The organism is Desulfobacter curvatus DSM 3379, from assembly GCF_000373985.1.
In the GTDB taxonomy this organism is placed as follows: Bacteria; Desulfobacterota; Desulfobacteria; order Desulfobacterales; family Desulfobacteraceae; genus Desulfobacter; species Desulfobacter curvatus.
The window spans coordinates 1-16,496 of sequence record NZ_KB893128.1 but is presented as its reverse complement, the minus strand read 5'-3'; the positions used below and the strand labels follow the sequence as shown (position 1 = coordinate 16,496).

The window sequence follows — 16,496 nt, the reverse complement described above, 5'->3', positions numbered from 1 at the left end:
TGCTGGCGTACTCCTTTGGCGGTGCGTTCAGACTCAACCAGCCTGTAGGTATAATATTGTGTGCCGTCTTTCCGGCTTTTGATAGTCGTCCTTCGTATATACATGGAGCTGATTATGCGCACAGTTACAATAGAAAATCAACAATTATTTAATTTTATGGCACTACATTCGCCATGATTAAAAAATCTCTACGTAACGTGCTGAAATTATAGTAAGCTACTTTACGTAGGGCCATAAAAACTAAGGAATAATGGGCGTTTTGTCGTTTTTTTTCGAAAAAATAGGTTATGGATGCTGCTGTCCGCGATGATCCACAAGAAAGGGATCAAAATGGTACCATTCATAGGGATGCTCGCGCAGGGTCTTTTCCAGCATACCGGCGTAAACCCGGGCCGATTCTATAACTGCTCGGCTACGGTCCTCCCGTGACGGGCAGTGGATACGGATGGGATCGGACAACATAAACCGATAGCTTCCGGGGCCGGTGCGGAAAGTAAAAAAAACAAACAAAGGGGCCTTGGAGGCCAGAGCAAAGACATGGGGGAACTCAGGAATCCGTGCGGTTTTGCCTAAGAATGGTACATTGACCGCTCTTTGATCCGGGTGCCACAGCTTGTCTCCGGTCAAGGAGACCACCCCGCCGGATTTTAGAAAACGGATACCTTCCACAACGTCAAGGGGAGATCCCCCGGACGGTTCAACCGCGACAATGCGGATGCCTCTGTCATTGAGTTCCTGCTTTTGAACGGATTCAATCTGTTCTTTGGCCTTAACCCCCATATAAAGGAGCAGCTTGAGATCCTTTCTCTTTTTTGCCATAAGGTTTGCGGCCACATCCCAATTGCCCATATGGGACATAAGCACGATGGCCCCGCACCCCTTGTCCAAGGTCTCTTCAAACTTCTGCCAGCCCGTGGAGGTGAATTGTATATTGTCCTGCTCACAGGGCCTGATACGGTCCATGAACACGGTGGTAAAATTCTGGTATTGACGCCAGGCGCAATGCCAATGAAACAGGCGGTTTTTGCCGGGAAAAAGTGCGCCATAAAACCTGGCGCTCACTGCCGCCCGGCCCGGAAACATGAAAAAATAGCCCGCCGCAATGACCCTGGAGACCAGTGTAAAAATCCAGGGGCCAAACCAGCGAGACAATATAATAAGCACTTGATAGGTAAATACCTTCACAAAAAATCCTTTAAACCAGACCGATGATACGCCGGAATATCAATCGGCTGAATGTGGCGCTGTTGCGTAAAAAATCAATAAAGGGATGAAAATGAGAAATCCTGTCCACCGGATATGCAACACGGATGGGCACTTCAATGACGTCAATTTTATTCCTGTGGGCTTTGACCAGCACCTCCACCTCAAATTGATACCGCCTGGCTTGGGTTTTCAGATTCAGGGTTTCGGGCAGCGGGTAGACGCGGAACCCACTTTGGGAATCCCGGATGCAGGGTCCGCCCGATGCTGTAATCCAGAGGTTTGAAAACCGTCTGCCCATGCGGCTGGTCCATGGGACAGACTCATTTTCCATCTGTTTTCGATACCCGGTCACCAACGGTTTTTTCCCTTTGGGAACAGCAGCAATCATGGCAAGGGCATCCTTGGGAAAATGCTGGCCGTCAGCATCCAGAGTGATAGCAAAATCAGCCATTTCAGCCGCGACCTTAAATCCGGTCATCAGAGCAGCACCTTTACCAAGGTTCTGTTCATGGGTCATTACCCGGATACCCGGGATGCCTTGAAGACGTTGGGGGGTGATGTCCGTAGAGCCGTCATCCACAACAATGACCGGAAATCCAAGCTTCACCGCTTCAAGCACCACGGCTTTGACCGTTATACCGTGGTTATACACAGGAATCACCACGGCAAAGCGATGTCCTGAATTTTTTCCGTACTCATTTGGCCTGGCTTCTGCCCCCACGTATATCCTCCTTGGTGTGGGATAATTGAATCAAAGCAAAAAATTTAAATTTACTGTGACCCCCATTATCCGGTATAAATCATCCATGATGACCCTGCTCAATAAAATTCACCAAACCCCGTTTGTCCGCAATGCCATTGAAGACAAAGCCGATCTAAGTGCTTTTCGTGAAAAGCCGTCCTTTAAAGTACTGGCCGGTGTGTTTGCCATTGCCTTCAGCTATGTTTTAGGATGGCCCATGGTCGGTCTGATGGGCATGATCTCTCTTAAAACAGGCAATCCCTGGTTCACCGTCATCGGCGGCCCTGGATTTTACGGCCTTTCCCACCTGGTTTTCATGGCCGGCATGGTCCTTTCCGGGGCTGAATATTCCCTGATTATTCTTCGCTGGCTGACAAGGATTACCATGGAGTCCCTGATACACCGATTCGGAACTTAGGACCGTGGAAACTGTGTCCAGACCCGGACGGTTTTCTCATCCACGCCAACGGGTATGCCCTGGGCATTGGTGGCGCAATGCCGGGTATAGCCCTTACAGATAATCTGGTCATAGGTTTGGCTTGTGATCACGTAATCAAACTGAAGCTTAACCCGTTCCAGGCCGGCAGGCCGGGTATGAATCCACATCAGGTCGTCATAAAACAGAGGGGCAAAATAGTTCAGTTTGGTCTCGATGATGGGATAGACAAACCCGCTCTCTTCAATTTCCCGGTAGGGGTAGGCAATGTCCCGCATTAAATCCGCCCTGCCCTGCTCAAAAAATCTTAAATAATTGGCATGGTAAACCACCTGGGAACGGTCCGTGTCCGCATAAAGAGTTCTATGGCTGGTTCTGTGCCAAATCAACCCAGTGGTTTGGTCCTTTACATAAGGGATGTTGTCATCTGTAATTTCGGGTTTAAACGGTTTGGGTCTCATGGTCTTACACCCCTTTGAATACAATACAGCAATTCGTTCCGCCAAACCCGTAGGCATTGGACAACAAAAAATCGTGCGGGTGGGCTCTGAAGGTATCCGGCACCACATCCAGGTCGTCAAATTCAGGGGCGGGTTTATGATTAATGGTGGGCAGCACCATACCCATCTGCATGGCCTCAATGCTCAATGCGGCCTCAATGGCGGCTGCCGCCCCTAATGTGTGGCCGATCTGGGACTTGTTGGAGGATACGGGGATCTGCCCTAAATGGTGCCCGAACACCTGCCTTAAGCAGTCGGCCTCTGACGTGTCACCTTTAAAGGTGGAGGTCCCATGGGCATTAATATACTGGATATCCCGGGGTGCAATCTGGGCATCATCAATGGCCTGGTGCATGGCCCGGACAATGGTTTCAAGATTTGGACTGGTAAAATGAAAGGCATCCGAGGTCCAGCCGATCCCTGCCACTTCGGCCCGGGGTTTAAGTCCGTAGGCCTTCGCGACCTCCTCTGCGGCCAGCACCACCACGCCGCACCCTTCGGAGAGCACCATGCCCTTGCGGTCGCGGCTGAACGGACGGCTGGCCTGGCCCGGGTCCTCATAGGCCCGGTCCTCGGGATTGACTCTTATGGTGGCCCCCATGTTGGCAAACCCCTGGACGATCTCCGGCACCAGAGGCGTGTCCACACCGCCTGCCAGCACAACATCCACATCACCGTCCCGGATCATCCTGGCTCCCATGCCGATGGCGTGGTTGCCCGACGCACACGCCCCCTGGGGGGAGAACAACGGCCCGGTAAAGCCTAAATCAATACCGGCCTTGCTTGCGGGCATGTTGCCGCACAGATTGGGCAGAAGATAGGGGCTGACCCGCAAAGGGCCTGCATTGGCATATTTCTCCGAGGCAATTCTGAAGGCATCCATACCGTTCAGGGCAGAACCGATCAAGCAGGCGGTCCGCCGGCCGATATCGGGTTCCATGACAATACCGGCGTGAGCCAGGGCCTCCCGGCACACGGCCACGGTCAACAGCACAAACGCCGCATTCCAGTTATGTGCCTCTTTTTTTTCAAACATCCCGCTTGCCACGGGATCCCAGTCCGGTATTTCGCCCACCACATTGCTCGGGGTTTTCACCTCACACCGGGTGATCCTTCTAAACCCTGCTTTGCCGGCCACAGCATTTTCAAAGGTCAGGTCAAAGGTTGCCCCCAACGGAGTGGCCGCCCCGTACCCTAAAACAAAAACCCGCCTGTTCAATGGTGCTTTCATGGTCTTATCTCTATTTTTTTACAAGAAAGTTCCAATATGTTGTTAAGTTACTTTCATGCTTTGTTGTGGGGTGAGCCTGGATGTTGACAGACCAGGCCAGCCCGTGGCTGTTTTCAACATTTTTCCAGTACAATGCAGGCATTACATCCGCCAAATCCAAATGCATTTTTCAACACATACGGCTGGTCCAGGTGTCTTGCATTGTCTGTCACGCAGTCAAACGCCATATCAGGATCCGGATCATAGTTGATGGTGGGAGGAATTTTCCCGTCAATCATTCCCTGGACGGAAAAAATGGTCTCAATGGCGCTGGATGCGCCCATGGCGTGACCAATCATGGACTTATTGGCTGTCACCGGCGGAATCTTTTTGCCAAACACCGCTGACAAGGCATCATACTCCACCTTATCCCCCACCTGGGTGGCGGTGGCATGGGCATTGACACTGGAAACCGCTTGCGGGTCAATCCCGGCATGCGCCAGCGCTAATTCCATGCACCGGGTTACCGTGGGCAAATACGGCGCTACCACATGATGGGCGTCCGAGGTCATGCCCCATCCGGCAAGGGCCGCATGATAGGTCAAGCCCCAGCTCCGGGCAAACTCCCGGGCAGCCAGGATCACGGCGCCGGCCCCTTCGGAGACCACGAATCCCCTTCGGTTTTTCGAAAATGGGCGGCTTGCAGCCCAGGCCGGAACGTTTTCCCCGGGCTTTGGGAAAAAGGTGCCGTTCATGGTGGAAAACCCGGCAATGATGGCAGGCACCAGGGCAAAATCCACGGCACCGCAGATCGCCACATCGCAAAGCCCCTGGGCAATGAACATGGCGCCGATGATCATGGAGGTCGCCCCTGTTGCACAGGCTGTAATGGTTGAGGTGATGGGGCCGGTGGCACCGGTGAGGATGGAGACCTTGCCCCCCACCATGTTGATGCAGGCATTGGGATTGGTAAAGGGTTTAGGCAGCCGGTTTTCCCTGACCAATCTGCGGTCCGCCTCCAGCGCGGCATCCAACCCGCCCAGGGCGGAACTGTAGGTAATGGCGGTTCTGGGGGCAATCTCCGGGGTAATCTCAATCCCGCTTCGCTCAATGGCCCGGGATGTGGTCAGCATGGCATGCTTAAAAATAGGCGAGGTCCACCTGGCACGCTCCCGGGGTTTAAGAAAAGGGTAATCCAGATCGTCAATGCTTGCCACTTCGCCTGCAATGCGCACCGGAAAGTCGTCATCCATGGAGAATCGGGTCAGCGGCCCAATACCGCTGTCTCCTTTCAAGGCCTTTTTCCAGGCATCAGGCAACTGCGTTCCCAGAGGGCAAACCGCATCATATCCCAGAATTACGGCCTGTCTGTTTGATGCTCCCAAGAAGATGTCCTTTGTTTTTCGGTTAAAATCGTTCCGGCCTGTTCCATGAGTCCATCCGTGGAAACGGTTTCTTTATCATAATCCGGCCGAATCGTACCGGCAAGTTCCACGCGGATGATGCCGGAAAAATCAGTGTGAAATAAAAACCGCCCGGGTCTGAATAGTTTATCGGTATTACGAATCATCAGTACATTTATGGGGGATCTGCAAAGCCTTGCCATTTTAAATACACCGCTGTGAAATCTCAGAACGCCGGCTCCGGCGTTGCGGTTCCGGGTGCCTTCGGGAAACACAAAAAGGATTCCGCCCTTTTCAAGAAAGGATGCAAGGGTGCTGGTCTGACGCACCATCAGACCGGCCATCCGCCCCTTGGGCATGGATGGGATATAGCCTGCCGCCCTTAAGACCCAGCCGAACACCGGCACCTTGAAAAAGGTGCCCTTGACAATGGTTTTATGACGCCTGAATAAACTGATCATCACCAGAGGATCTAAATATGAGACATGATTGCAGACAACGATGCAGTTTTCAAGTCCTTTGACTTTGGGATCAATGTGCCAGCCAATGCCCGGCATAAGTACGCGGACAAAAACAAAAAACACTTTGTAAAACAAGCAGTTAAGACATTGAACGGCCGCTTCCCGTATAGGTGGACAAACAAAAGCAATCAAATAAAACGGAGAAAAAAACAGGAGAAATCCAAAAATAAAATAACCCCAAAGCAGCAGTGTAATGACCAGATCCCGCATAAAAGACAGAATAGCCAAACCCTTAGGTTTTGTTTCATTTACGGCGTTTGAAGATCGGGTTTCCATCAATTATATTTCTTTAATATAAGCGCGGTATTCACCCCGCCAAAGGCAAAATTCTGAACCGATGCCGTGTTGATCTTCTCATCCAGCACCTGCCGTGTATGGTTGATCATGGCGCAGGATTCATCCACGGTGTCAAGATTGAGGGTGGGCGGAATAAACCCGTGCTTCATCATCATCAGGGTGATGATGGTCTCAATGGCCCCGCAGGCGGCAATGGTATGCCCCATGTAGCTCTTCAGGGCCGTCACCCGTGTCTTATCTCCATACACATTGTGGATGGCCATGGCCTCAATGGTGTCCCCCTGGCGGGTGGCCGTGGCATGGGCACTGATAAAATCGACATCCCGGGCAGCGATTTGTGCATCGGCCAGGGCCAGGGTCAACGTCTGGGTAATCCCTGCCAGGTTGGGCAGAATCATGTCCCCGCCGTTATTGTTGGAGGCAAACCCCACAACTTCGCCCAGGATGGTTGCACCCCGGTCTTTCGCATGCTCCAGAGACTCCAGCACAAGGGCGCCGGCGCCTTCTCCCACCACCAGACCGTCCCGGCGGCTGTCAAAGGGGCGCGGGGTAAGATGCGGGGTGTCATTGAACCGGGTGGAGCAGGCCCGAAGGTTGTCAAAGACAGCCACGGTTGAGGTGTCATACTCGTCGGCACCGCCGCACACCATGGCCTCCTGCATGCCGAACCGGATGGCTTCGTATCCGAACCCAATGGACTGGCTGCTGGTGGTGCATGCCGTACAGGGACTGATGACCCGGCCGGATATGCCGAACATCTTTGTGATGTTCACGGCTGTGGTGTGGGCCATGGATTTTAAAAAATCAGCCGCATTAATGCCCGGATCGCCGTCTTTGCCGCCCTGAATATAGGCTCTCATGATCTGGCGTTGGATAAAGGGGCTGCCATGGATGGAGCCGAACGCCACCCCCACCTGGCCCGAGGTTAAAAATGCCTTGTCCAGACCGGATTGTTCAATGGCCCGCCGGGCGGACTCGCAAGCAACAAAGGCCACCGGCCCCATGGTTTTTCGATGGTTTCGTTCAAAGGGATAGGTTTTGGGATAATCAATCCTGCCAAAGACACCGGACCGGATAACCTCGGATAAAAACCCGTCATCTTCAAGTTTTTTAACCCCTGAAATGCCCTGGGTCAAGTGCCGGAGAATCTCATCCTCCGTCTCCCCGATGGGGGAGATGACGCCATACCCTGTTATAACCACTCTGCGATTCATTTTTCCTCAGCCGACCTCCGTTTCAAATAAGGCGGCAACAGCGGCCCTGTCATATTTCCCGGAACGGGTCATGGGCATGTGGTTCACAACCTTAATCCTCCGGGGATGGGCTACGGCCTCAAGCCGCCCGGAAAGAAATTTCCGGATATCCGCATGGGTGCAGCTGCCTTCCACAAGGGCACAGATGTCAAAGGCCCTGCCCCGGGGAACAGCCTTTACCAGGGCCAGGGCATCCCTGATCCCGTCCATGGTCTTCAAAACCGCTCCGACCTGATCCAGGTCCACCCGAATGCCGGCAATTTTTACAATCGTATCAGATCTGCCAAGGATGGCAAAGCTATTGGCTGTGCATTGTTTTACCCTGTCCGGCACCAGGTAAAGCCCCAAATCATCCAGATCGATTTCAGGCGAAATAAAAGGGGATCGAATCTTTAAGATCTCTTCTGTAATATGGGTTTCAATGACACTAAAAGGCGAGAAAAAAGACTCATCACGTCCCCGGCATCTAAAAGCGATGCCGCCGGTTTCCGTTGAACCGTAGACCTCCATTAAACAAACGTTATTTCTTTGACGGAAATCCCTTTCATCCGCCTCATCCAGAACCCCTGCCGAAGAAAAAGCCAGACGCAGACCATGGCCCGGGAAATCATGGCCTTTCAAGGCTCTGAAATGGGCCGGCACACTAACCAGGATGGTTGCACCCGCATCCGTGACCAGATTGACAATCTCATGGGGAAATCCGCAGGTTTGATCCGCCACCCTTGCACCGGCCAGCAACGGGACAGCTACGGAAAACAGCAGACCGTAAATATGATAGGGCGGCACCGTAGCAACCACCACGTCATCTTGGGAGATGTCGTGCTCTTTCACATGGAAGAGGGCTTCGCCCATGATATTGGCCACGGTCTTTGTCCATATGGCCGGTTTCCCTGTTGAACCGCCGGTATACAGTTTGAGCAGGGGCGCATCCAGATCAACGGCGGCATTTAAGGGTATGGCATTGCAACTGTGGCCCACCGGGGTAACGACAAATTCTTTGAACCGGTCAGGCAAGGTCCTGCCCGGATCGGCCACCACCCATGTATGTGCCGGGTCGCTTGCCAGATCCATGAGTGCCTTGTCCGAGATATCATGGGGCAGAATCAGTATGGGACCGCCGGCCAGCGCAGCCACAATGGCGGCAGCGATAACCGCCCTGTCCGTGGTAAAGACAGCCAGATATGCCCTTTGGTCACCTGTTGCCGGGCATCCGTCAAGAATGGCGTGGGCCATGGCATGAATCTCTGCGTAGGTGCGCTGCCCGCAAAAAGGTCTGTCCGGCTCACCCTTCCCTTTTAAGAGATCGGCCACGGCCTGTTCCGTCAAAGAATGCAATCTATCTGGTTTCATGAATCACTGACCCGGGCAAAAAAATCCCATGGGTATTGAGATACAGAGAAAAATTTCAAAATTTTATACACCCACAAATTATCATTTTTACACGCAAGGCCACAATGAAAGGCCATGGTAGATAAGAGGCTGTGAACTGTCAAGGATAAATCAGGACGCCTTTGGCGTGATTTGGGTTTGCGACATGCCCTGATTCATTACGGGAAAAAGCGTATTCCTATCTGTTTGGAATGATGGGTTCCGGCCGTGGGCTGTGTGCGCATAGTGTGCCGCTGTTGTACCACACCGGAACCCGAAACAAGATTCGTTCTGAATAACCCTATCTATTCTTCGTATTTGATTTTAACTTTCAAATTTTTCAAATCTTCCGGTGTAAAGGGTTCGGCATAAAGCGCCATCTGGACAAGCGGTTTTGTCTTTGGTTCGAACGGCACCCACGTATCCCCTTTCTTTTCCAAAAAAGGCCAATTCAATAAATCCGGAACCACAGGAATGACCCCTTTGTAAAATTCAAGCTTGCCGTCTTTAAATACGGCCGGCGTAAATTCTTTGGATGCCGCAAGGGTTTTGACCGCTTCCGTTGCGTGGCATTGTTCACACTTTCTTCCTTCGGCCGTAATTGAATGGGTAAAATAAGGAACGTAAGAAATAAACGGCTCGTTGTTTTTTCCAACTAAACTTTGCATGGTCCCGCTTGTCACTTTTCCTTTGTATTTTACTAAAAGCAAAAAGTCTTTGGCCTTCATTGCAAAGCTTTTTGGCTTGCATTTTGTTTCAGCAAGTACGCCGAAATGGCAATTATAACATGTCATGGAGTTTTGCACATGACACGCATTGCATGCCAGCTTGCCTTTATGGACGGTATGGGACCTGGTGTCGGGAAGCGCGGGATAATCTTTGGCATCTTTTGTATGACAATCCGTACATGCCGTATCCATTGCACCGTCCTGCCTCATACTCTTATAAAAGGTTCCATCCCCGTGAACCTCTTTTTTGCTGTGACAATCCATGCAGCCCATATTGCTTTCTGCATGGACGCCCTGGCATGCATGCATTTCATCATATTTGCTTGTGGCTTTCTCGCGGGCATGGCATTTAAGACAGGTGTCACTTGAACGGGCTGTTTCGGTTGAGTACGCAAGACCCTCTTTTGTTTTCTGGAGGTGACAATCATCACAACTTTGTACATGACAATTTTTACATCCAAGGGCGTCGTACGGCACGCCGCTTATCGCCATGAAGCCATCCTTGGCCTCATACCAATACCGCATGCCTTCACCGGTGTGATGTAAGCTTGATAAAAAACATTCCTGTTTCTCTTCGGCATCCACAGGCGGACCGAACAGAATCGACACTGACACAAAAAACAAAGTAAAACAAAATCTGCACTTCATCTTTTCTTTTTCTCCTCTCTTTTTGTAAATAACGGCCATGGGGGCCGACCCGCTCTGTCAACATCCAGGCTCAACCCACAGCAAACGGCTCTGCCGCAACGATACATAAACACACATAAAATAGTTACTATCAAATCGCTCAAATAAACGCGTATGACGAATCCCTCAAGCCCCAATATATTGCGTCGAATTTAATTAGGTGATACAAAACATTGAGCAAAATCCTAGTTATGGATTCCGACCCATATTTTTCAAACTTCAAAGAAAAAGTCAACCAAGAATCACGGCAATTGTGTTGTCGAACTGCTTTCCCATGACGCTCTAAAATTAGCCGTCAATTATGTCGTCGTGAAGACAAGCAAATGATTGGCAGATCAAATGGCAAAATTTTGTAGGACAAACACTGACATCAAAAAGAGAGTTGCGCTGATTTACGATAGAACCCTGAATGTCTATGATCAAGTCAATGTTACCATGAATACGGTCTAATGACCTAACTTCATGGTAGAAAAGCATTTTTTTACAATTAATTTTAAGGAGAAGAACAAATGAAAAAAATTTTTAAAAAAAGCATAATCGCTCTTATGGTTGTATTGTTTAGCGCTACCCTGGCCATGGCCTACAGCCAAAACTCAAACGGAAAAGGCACTCCCCAATATACAGAGTGCGACCCCACCTGCCCTGACAGCCCCTGCTATCAATACTAATTAAGAATACCGTATTCAAACAGCTTTTATTGCGCTGACTCTCAACAGCCGATTTCTAAAATCGGCTGTTGTTATTTATACAAGGCCCTGTTTCACCGCATAATGGGTAAACTGGGAGTTATTTTCCATTCCCATCTTAGCCAGTGCCCGGGATCGGTTGGTACTGATGGTTTTAACGCTCAGGCACATCTCCTCGGCGATCTGGGATACGGTTTTTCCTGCCGCAATCATGACCATAACCTGGTATTCCCGGTCTGAAAGATTTTCATGAAGTGCACGTTCAGATTTTTTCTCCAGATACTCCGCCATTTTTTCCGATAACGAGGCACTGATGTATTTACCGCCACGGGCCACTTTCCGAATGGCCTCAACCAACTCTTCGGGGGCGCTGTCTTTGGTCAGATATCCGGATACGCCGGCTTTGATGGTCCGGATGGCATACTGCTCTTCCGGGTAAATGCTTAGCATCAGAATCGGCAGATCCGGCTTTTCCTTCTTTAGCTGTTTCAGCGTATCCAGGCCGTTTCCGTCAGGCATGCTGATATCCAGCAGAACTACATCCCAGTCCTCTTTACGAATCATATCCAGCGCCTGTGCTCCGCTGGCAGCCTCGCCGGCTACGGTCATATCCGGACTATTGGACAGAATCTGTTTGAGCCCCTTGCGCACAATGGCATGATCATCTGCAATAAGAATTTTCAGCATTTATGTATCTCCCTTTGGAATCCAGGCGCTGAGGGTTGTGCCCTGTTCCCTTTGGCCATAAATTTCAAGTTCTCCCCCCAGACGTTTCACCCGTTCATGCATCCCAATAACACCAAAAGACCGGGTATCCATCATCTGGGATTTTGTAATGCCGATACCGTTGTCACGCACTTCCATCACAAGGGTATTTGATGTCTCCCACAAACCGGCCTCAACATGTGTTGCACTGGCATGGCGGGCAACATTTGTCAAGGCCTCCTGAAAAACACGAAAAAGCGCAACAGCCTGGTCCTGTTGGGGAACAATATTTTCCGGACGTGAAAAAAAATGGGAAGAAATCCCTGTTCGATCCGAGAACTCTTTGGTCTGCCACTCCATGGCTGCGGACAGACCAAAATCATCCAAAAGAACCGGACGCAGCTGAGATGAAATCTTACGGACAGAATTAATTGTCTCACCGATCAACCGGAGCATGATGCCGATTTTATCCTGAACCCCAGGTACATCTCCTGGCAACTGTCCTTTAAGCCAGTGAAGGTCAATCTTCAAAGCGGTCAGGCTTTGTCCCAGTTCGTCGTGAATTTCCCTGGCAATTCGCTTGGCTTCGTCTTCTTTGGCCAATTGAATGTGAAGTGCCAACTCTCTAAGTGCCCTGGTCCTCTCGTCCACCAGATTCTGAAGATGGGTCCGATGCCGGGTCAACTCCTTGGCCATATCATTGAAGGATTCAGCCAAGGCGCCGATCTCATCGGCACTTTTGATTTCCAGAAGTGCCGGATAATTTCCTGCAGCAAGCTGCTTTGTGGCGTCTCTGATTCTTTTGATGGGGGCCGCAATAAACCAGGCCAGCACATACGCCATGATCCCCCCCAGGGTAATGGCAATTGCCCCCAGCATTAAAATTTGTTTAACAGCGGTGTCGATTTCATTTTCAAGCGCCATATATGAGTACCCCAGAACAACATTTCCCAGCAATGCGTCTGCAATCCGAACCGAAGCAGACAGATCAAGATGGCGCGTCATAGGTTCAAGCTGATACAGGGAAATGTCCTTACCCACATATTTAAGGTCACTGTGCATCACAATTTGATCTTCATTGTCCACAATCATGACATACAGCACATACTCCTGGGCCATGGAATGATTGACAAACCGTCTTAACGTGGGCAGATCCCGGCTGAGCAAAGGACCGGCAGTAAATCTGGCCAAATCAGCCGCCAGGGCATACCCGCGCTTGTGCAACTCATTTTCAAGGGTCTTTTTTTCACGAAAGGTTGACACAATGCCGATGCAAAGGACAAGAGCCACGACCAGGCATTCGATAAGCGCAGTCAGTTTCAGCCGCAGCCCAGGTTTGATCATGCCGGAAAATAGCATCGAAACCAATCCTGCTTCAATCAACTTGCATCCGTGCCACCCATTCCCGGATTTGGCTTAAATCCTGCGCAGAGGCCTTGCGAAAACCGCCAAGATCCGCATTTTCCATAATACGGCGGTGTTCTGAATTCTGAAAGTCAAGACGCATCAAGGCCCCGGTCATCTTTACCATATTATCAGCCCTGACATATTTGCCGGCACTGAAAATTTTTGTGGGGACCCGGTCGGTTGTGGCAATCACAGCAAGCTGCCCGGCATCCAGGCCAAGCGCCTGCTGCCGGCTGCCATGTTCCGGAAGGAAATGATCGCAGACCACGCCGGCATCAACGACGTTTAAAAACACATTAAATGCCACATCCTCACAGCATCCTTTATTGGAATAATCCAGCAGGTCCCCGTCAATCAGAAGCCCGTTCTTTTCAAACAGATGTCTGGCGGCAATCCATCGCGGCGATGACAGTTTGGGACCGAACATGACGGTTTTGCCCTTAAGGTCCATGATGCGTTTCAAGCCGCTGTCTTTTCGAACAATAATAACGCCACTATGGGTGGTCTCTTTATCGAATGTCAACGCCTGCAGAATATGGGCATTACTATACTTATCCGCCAGTTTGACATACACATAGGGGTCCTGAATCACGAAATCAAGGCTGCCGTTTTTCAATGCCCGTTCAAAACCGGCCAAATCATCATGAAAAACCAGAGAAATATTCAGCCCGGTGGCGTGTCGAAGATAGGTCACCAGCGGATGAAATTTTTTAAAACTGTTGGCTTCATCCGTACAAGGGAATGTGGATATTTTAAACTGCCCGGACAAAGACCGGGCATAACCCGGGGACCACATCAGCACAAGAGACGATATGATGGCCAAAAGCAAGCTTGCCCACCTTTTGTAATTATTTTCCAGGGCCCTAAACAATATTTTTTGAAAAATAGTCCATTGCATTTTTGATCTCATCTTTTTTAAACTTTATCGCCAGCATGGAAAGAACCGTAGACACAGGAGCAATCACTGCGATGGCTGCAAAGAGATACCCCAGAAAAAGCCGGACCCGAAATTTTCGGGCAGGATTACCTCTTTTCCCTTTTTTAAGGATAAATTTCGACCAGATTTTAAAAATTCGCTGGATGCGTTTTTCAAAAAGTATATATTGCGGCACCACGGAGACTGCACCGTGCCTGTTAAGCGTTTCTTGAATCGGCCCGGGATCATTCTTCTTTAAGGCGTTCTTCAAAATTGTTCCAAACTTCGAGGCATCCTGAATATCCTGGTCTGATATGCCGGCATCCGGCAAAAGCCCAAAAAATATTTTTTTCTTCCCGGACAACATCCAAACGGCAATGGTGAGCACACCAAGCAAATTATTGGTCCTGTCCCCAAGCACAATATTGCCGAACAAGCGGCCGCCTGATTTAATAATTTTTTGTTTCACTGTCTCATGGGCCAGCAACCACATGTTTCTGCATCCGATGATGGTCAGAACAGGCCGTCCGTTCATAACCCTTGCTTCGGGGGAATCAAGAAAAGCGGTGATGGGCAGCGACGGGGCAAGGAACCAGACCTGGTATGCAAGAATGACTAAATCATAGTCATCATCGGGATTAAAACGAACAGGCTCTATTTCACAAGGTATTCCCTCGACGGATTCAGGAAAGACATCGCAAAACTGCGTCGCCGACCATGGAAAAGGAAACGCCGGTTTGGGCCTGATTCTTTCATAAGTAATAGAAACGGTTTCATCCTTTTTGAAGGGTGCCGTTACAGACTTAACGATATCGGTCAATTGACCGGTTTGTGAATAGTGTATGATAAGTATTTTTTTCATTTTGCTATAATCTGTCTGATGGTTTGCAAATTACTGAAGGTATCAGGAAGGCTACAACTGTACAATTATTCATTTCCGGATGGATCATTGGCCCGGCATCTTATCAGGGTATGCCCCGTGCCAAGTCCGTCATCAACCGATTCAATGCGCAATCCCGCCCTCTTGACGAGCTCTTCTATCTTGGAAAAACGGTACATGCGGCTGTTTCCATTTGCCATGGCCGTAAAATAGGGAGAAGAATTAATTAGGCAATATGCAGCTATTTCATATTGTTGACGATCCCAGTATGTATCCAGAATAAACACGTTGCCTTGGGGTGCCAATGCATCCTTTGCCCGTTCAAGCAAGCTGAGAATTTGATCTTCGGAAAAACAGACCAGAAATTGACTCATCCACACCGCATCAAAGCCGCCGGGAAACTCGGATTTCGGATCCAGCAGATCACAGATAGGATATGGGGTAATTCTGTCGGTTACTCCTTGTGCAACAATATTCTCTTGTGCTTTGGCAAGTTGCCCGGGTAAATCCATCATCATCACATGGACATCCGGATCATGGAGAACACATTGGATGGCAAATTTTCCGGTATTTGCGCCGATGTCCAAAAGGGACTGCGGCTTAAGGCTAAATACATGGGGCAATGCTTCCGGAAAGGCCGTATCACTGTAAAAGTGGTCAAAGGCAAACCAACTTTTTTGCGCTTTGGCAGGCAAATGGCTTAATGCTTCGTAAATTGTGGGCCACCGGCCAAACACTTCCAATCCCGCGGGTTTTTCTTCTGCAATCGCCTGATCCAATCGAAAAAGGCCCTCATAACAGACGTCATGGATAAAATCCATGTTCACTTTTGTCAATTCGTCATTGAGCAGAAAATGTCCGACTCTGGTTAATACATAACAATCATCTTTCATCTCCAGAACGTCCTGGCTAAGTCCTGTTTCGCACAGAACGGTTACCCCGTAACAGGAGACGCCTGTTTGTTCTGAAATATCTTCGGTTTTAAGCCCGGTCTTTCCGGCCGCTTCAAGAACCTTGAGAATGTTCAGATCCCTCAGCAAACGCACTGCTTGGAACACCACAGGGGCAAAGGCAATTTTCTGTGCCTCATAACGCGCCTTTAGCGATCTTTTTTTGCCGGAATCAAATTTTTTATCCACTATTCACCTCATAAAAAAGCTAAGTGTTTGCACGCAAAGTCACCCACCTGCGGCGTTACAGAAAAATTTGTCAAATTATAAGATCGGGCCTCACGACCATGAGGTTGCTCCGGTTACAAATTTTTCTGAGCCTTGCATCTGGGCAACTTTACGTCCAAACACAGGTCCCCATTTAACACTAAATAAAAAAAACTATCACAAATATGATTTCATATACAACAAGATCTTTGCCCAGCGCTGACGCATCAAAATTTATTATCAATGATATCAGGGGGGCGGAGCGACATCTAAAATTATTTTGTCGCAAAATTATAATAGACACTCTGCAGGTCTTTTGATAATGTAACGTGGATGTGTGTGAGTTCACCCACCAATCGAAACGTTACATTTGAGGAGAAAACGCTGTGATAAG

General features: G+C 49.7%; 16 protein-coding genes. 2 read left to right on the top strand and 14 right to left on the bottom strand.

What is annotated here, in order from left to right:
* Window positions 1–285: 285 nt before the first annotated feature.
* On the bottom strand, window positions 286–1,185 hold the full coding sequence (locus B147_RS0126540; protein WP_020590231.1) for a lysophospholipid acyltransferase family protein: 900 nt from the start codon (window positions 1,183–1,185) through the stop codon (window positions 286–288).
* 10 nt (window positions 1,186–1,195) lie between these two features.
* Window positions 1,196–1,927, bottom strand: a complete 732-nt coding sequence (locus B147_RS0126535; protein ID WP_020590230.1) for a glycosyltransferase family 2 protein — start codon at window positions 1,925–1,927, stop codon at window positions 1,196–1,198.
* Window positions 1,928–1,952: 25 nt separating this feature from the next.
* On the opposite strand from B147_RS0126535, the gene B147_RS0126530 reads away from it, so the two are divergent.
* Window positions 1,953–2,366 carry a hypothetical protein gene (locus B147_RS0126530; protein WP_020590229.1) on the top strand — a complete coding sequence of 138 codons (414 nt, stop codon included), beginning with the start codon at window positions 1,953–1,955 and terminating at the stop codon, window positions 2,364–2,366.
* Here B147_RS0126530 and B147_RS0126525 read toward each other — a convergent pair.
* The 7 genes from B147_RS0126525 to B147_RS0126495 form a co-directional block, all read right to left on the bottom strand.
* Window positions 2,363–2,845 carry an acyl-CoA thioesterase gene (locus tag B147_RS0126525; protein WP_020590228.1) on the bottom strand — a complete coding sequence of 161 codons (483 nt, stop codon included), beginning with the start codon at window positions 2,843–2,845 and terminating at the stop codon, window positions 2,363–2,365. The two genes, B147_RS0126530 and B147_RS0126525, sit on opposite strands and share 4 nt — an antisense overlap.
* A 4-nt stretch (window positions 2,846–2,849) precedes the next feature.
* Window positions 2,850–4,115 carry a beta-ketoacyl-[acyl-carrier-protein] synthase family protein gene (locus B147_RS0126520; protein ID WP_020590227.1) on the bottom strand — a complete coding sequence of 422 codons (1,266 nt, stop codon included), beginning with the start codon at window positions 4,113–4,115 and terminating at the stop codon, window positions 2,850–2,852.
* Between the two features lie 113 nt (window positions 4,116–4,228).
* Window positions 4,229–5,479: a beta-ketoacyl-[acyl-carrier-protein] synthase family protein gene (locus B147_RS0126515; RefSeq protein WP_020590226.1), complete on the bottom strand. Its 1,251-nt coding sequence runs from the start codon at window positions 5,477–5,479 to the stop codon at window positions 4,229–4,231.
* The gene (locus B147_RS0126510) at window positions 5,452–6,294 is read right to left on the bottom strand and encodes a lysophospholipid acyltransferase family protein (RefSeq protein ID WP_020590225.1); all 843 of its coding nucleotides are present in this window, start codon (window positions 6,292–6,294) and stop codon (window positions 5,452–5,454) included. The genes B147_RS0126515 and B147_RS0126510 overlap by 28 nt, the downstream gene beginning before the upstream one ends.
* Window positions 6,294–7,529, bottom strand: a complete 1,236-nt coding sequence (locus B147_RS0126505) for a beta-ketoacyl-[acyl-carrier-protein] synthase family protein (protein ID WP_020590224.1) — start codon at window positions 7,527–7,529, stop codon at window positions 6,294–6,296. Before B147_RS0126505 ends, B147_RS0126510 begins: the two co-directional genes overlap by 1 nt.
* Window positions 7,530–7,535: 6 nt before the next feature.
* Complete coding sequence (locus B147_RS0126500; RefSeq protein ID WP_020590223.1) at window positions 7,536–8,918, bottom strand: AMP-binding protein; 1,383 nt, start codon at window positions 8,916–8,918, stop codon at window positions 7,536–7,538.
* A gap of 323 nt (window positions 8,919–9,241) precedes the next feature.
* Entirely contained in the window at window positions 9,242–10,312 is a 1,071-nt protein-coding gene (locus B147_RS0126495; RefSeq protein WP_033398043.1) for a cytochrome c3 family protein, read from the bottom strand.
* A 548-nt stretch (window positions 10,313–10,860) separates the two neighbouring features.
* On the opposite strand from B147_RS0126495, the gene B147_RS32050 reads away from it, so the two are divergent.
* On the top strand, window positions 10,861–11,019 hold the full coding sequence (locus B147_RS32050; protein WP_020590221.1) for a hypothetical protein: 159 nt from the start codon (window positions 10,861–10,863) through the stop codon (window positions 11,017–11,019).
* 75 nt (window positions 11,020–11,094) lie between these two features.
* Here B147_RS32050 and B147_RS0126485 read toward each other — a convergent pair whose 3' ends face one another.
* The 5 genes from B147_RS0126485 to B147_RS0126465 all read right to left on the bottom strand — a co-directional run bounded on the left by B147_RS0126485 (window position 11,095) and on the right by B147_RS0126465 (window position 16,084).
* Entirely contained in the window at window positions 11,095–11,724 is a 630-nt protein-coding gene (locus B147_RS0126485) for a response regulator (RefSeq protein ID WP_020590220.1), read from the bottom strand.
* The gene (locus B147_RS30795) at window positions 11,725–13,101 is read right to left on the bottom strand and encodes a sensor histidine kinase (protein WP_020590219.1); all 1,377 of its coding nucleotides are present in this window, start codon (window positions 13,099–13,101) and stop codon (window positions 11,725–11,727) included.
* Window positions 13,102–13,117: 16 nt separating this feature from the next.
* Window positions 13,118–13,978, bottom strand: coding sequence for a phosphate/phosphite/phosphonate ABC transporter substrate-binding protein (locus B147_RS0126475; RefSeq protein ID WP_157238044.1), 861 nt, complete (start codon window positions 13,976–13,978; stop codon window positions 13,118–13,120).
* Window positions 13,979–14,012: 34 nt separating this feature from the next.
* Entirely contained in the window at window positions 14,013–14,927 is a 915-nt protein-coding gene (locus B147_RS0126470; protein WP_020590217.1) for a hypothetical protein, read from the bottom strand.
* Window positions 14,928–14,992: 65 nt separating this feature from the next.
* Window positions 14,993–16,084, bottom strand: a complete 1,092-nt coding sequence (locus tag B147_RS0126465) for an SAM-dependent methyltransferase (protein ID WP_020590216.1) — start codon at window positions 16,082–16,084, stop codon at window positions 14,993–14,995.
* Window positions 16,085–16,496 lie beyond the last annotated feature (412 nt).

Excerpts from the sequence above, each read along its gene's own strand:
- B147_RS0126525 (WP_020590228.1), bottom strand. The coding sequence starts at position 2,845 with ATGAGACCCAAACCGTTTAAACCCGAAATTACAGATGACAACATCCCT.
- B147_RS0126520 (WP_020590227.1), bottom strand. The coding sequence starts at position 4,115 with ATGAAAGCACCATTGAACAGGCGGGTTTTTGTTTTAGGGTACGGGGCG.
- B147_RS0126510 (WP_020590225.1), bottom strand. The coding sequence starts at position 6,294 with ATGGAAACCCGATCTTCAAACGCCGTAAATGAAACAAAACCTAAGGGT.
- B147_RS0126505 (WP_020590224.1), bottom strand. The coding sequence starts at position 7,529 with ATGAATCGCAGAGTGGTTATAACAGGGTATGGCGTCATCTCCCCCATC.
- B147_RS0126500 (WP_020590223.1), bottom strand. The coding sequence starts at position 8,918 with ATGAAACCAGATAGATTGCATTCTTTGACGGAACAGGCCGTGGCCGAT.
- B147_RS0126495 (WP_033398043.1), bottom strand. The coding sequence starts at position 10,312 with ATGAAGTGCAGATTTTGTTTTACTTTGTTTTTTGTGTCAGTGTCGATT.
- B147_RS32050 (WP_020590221.1), top strand. The coding sequence starts at position 10,861 with ATGAAAAAAATTTTTAAAAAAAGCATAATCGCTCTTATGGTTGTATTG.
- B147_RS0126485 (WP_020590220.1), bottom strand. The coding sequence starts at position 11,724 with ATGCTGAAAATTCTTATTGCAGATGATCATGCCATTGTGCGCAAGGGG.
- B147_RS30795 (WP_020590219.1), bottom strand. The coding sequence starts at position 13,101 with ATGCTATTTTCCGGCATGATCAAACCTGGGCTGCGGCTGAAACTGACT.
- B147_RS0126470 (WP_020590217.1), bottom strand. The coding sequence starts at position 14,927 with ATGAAAAAAATACTTATCATACACTATTCACAAACCGGTCAATTGACC.